Here is a 1,037-nt window from a genome sequence, read left to right as displayed (position 1 = left end):
TTGCGCGCCAACTTGTTTCCGCGCTTGTTGCCCAAGCCCGTGCAGATGGCTTTAGTCGGGTTGTTCTGGACACATCGGTCAACTTGGGCCCTGCCCGCGCGCTTTATGCGTCGATGGGTTTTTCCGATCGTGGCCCCTATCAAGACATCCCCGCAGAGGCCTTGCCGCATCTGCTATTCTTTGAGGCTAAGCTATGACAGCGGATCAGATCATGAACCGGCTCAACCTTGTTCCACATCCAGAAGGTGGGCATTACCGCCAGACATGGATGGCGCAAAATGATGGTCGGCCAACAGGCACCTGCATCTACTTTTTGCTGAAAGCAGGAGAGCGCAGCGATTGGCACCGTGTGGATGCGACCGAAATCTGGCTGTATCACGCAGGGGCGCCCTTGATCCTTGGCATGGCAGAGACAAAGGCCGGTCCGGCCCGTGATCATCTGCTAACGCCGGATTTGACCAAAGGCGAACCACAAATCATCGTGCCCGAACAACACTGGCAACGCGCCCACAGCACGGGCGACTTTACACTGGTAAGTTGCACCGTTTCCCCCGGATTCACATTCGAGGGGTTCACCCTTGACCCGACCTTGGAGATCCCCACATGAACCGCAAACGCACAATTGCCGTCGCTGGTGTCGCGGCTCTCGCGCTGATCGAAAGGGCCACCAACAGTGTTGAAGTGGTCCCGGCAAATGTGGTTTCGGTCGCCCCCGTAATCCCCGACAAAGGGCCGGACCTATGGCGCGTGACGTTCGAGTTGTCCGACCGGAACACATATACAGCCGAGCCGGTGGGCATTCGCCCGACCTATGGCACGGGCGATCCAATCTGTGTCCGCGTTCATAAACGCAGCTGGGCCAAGACGAAATATCAACCTATGGCGGGCCAAAGCTGTTGGGATGGCGCAATAACGCCGCTGCGCGCACCGGATTAAACATGTCTTGCGCGTCAGCGCTCCGTTAGATCACGCTTGGCACGCTGACTGACCCGCCGCCTACAGCTGCGCGCACACCCGTTGTGCCTGAACAACTGGTT

General features: G+C 58.2%; 3 protein-coding genes. All 3 read left to right on the top strand.

The features are described 5' to 3' along the window. Window positions 1–197, top strand: a 197-nt coding sequence (locus tag ABYT07_RS21395) for a GNAT family N-acetyltransferase (protein WP_372994024.1), incomplete at its 5' end; no start/stop codon positions are given. Then, window positions 194–607, top strand: coding sequence for a cupin domain-containing protein (locus tag ABYT07_RS21390; RefSeq protein WP_372994021.1), 414 nt, complete (start codon window positions 194–196; stop codon window positions 605–607). The genes ABYT07_RS21395 and ABYT07_RS21390, both read left to right, overlap by 4 nt. Further along, window positions 604–936, top strand: coding sequence for a hypothetical protein (locus ABYT07_RS21385; RefSeq protein WP_372994018.1), 333 nt, complete (start codon window positions 604–606; stop codon window positions 934–936). Before ABYT07_RS21390 ends, ABYT07_RS21385 begins: the two co-directional genes overlap by 4 nt. Window positions 937–1,037 lie beyond the last annotated feature (101 nt).

It is taken from the genome of Sulfitobacter sp. (assembly GCF_041552635.1).
Classification (GTDB): Bacteria; Pseudomonadota; Alphaproteobacteria; order Rhodobacterales; family Rhodobacteraceae; genus Sulfitobacter.
The sequence above is the reverse complement of the archived record's forward strand: the minus strand, read 5'-3'. Positions and strand labels throughout refer to the sequence as shown.

What these genes read in the sequence shown, in the direction of transcription:
- ABYT07_RS21390 (WP_372994021.1), top strand. Translation starts at nt 194, where the DNA reads ATGACAGCGGATCAGATCATGAACCGGCTCAACCTTGTTCCACATCCA.
- ABYT07_RS21385 (WP_372994018.1), top strand. Translation starts at nt 604, where the DNA reads ATGAACCGCAAACGCACAATTGCCGTCGCTGGTGTCGCGGCTCTCGCG.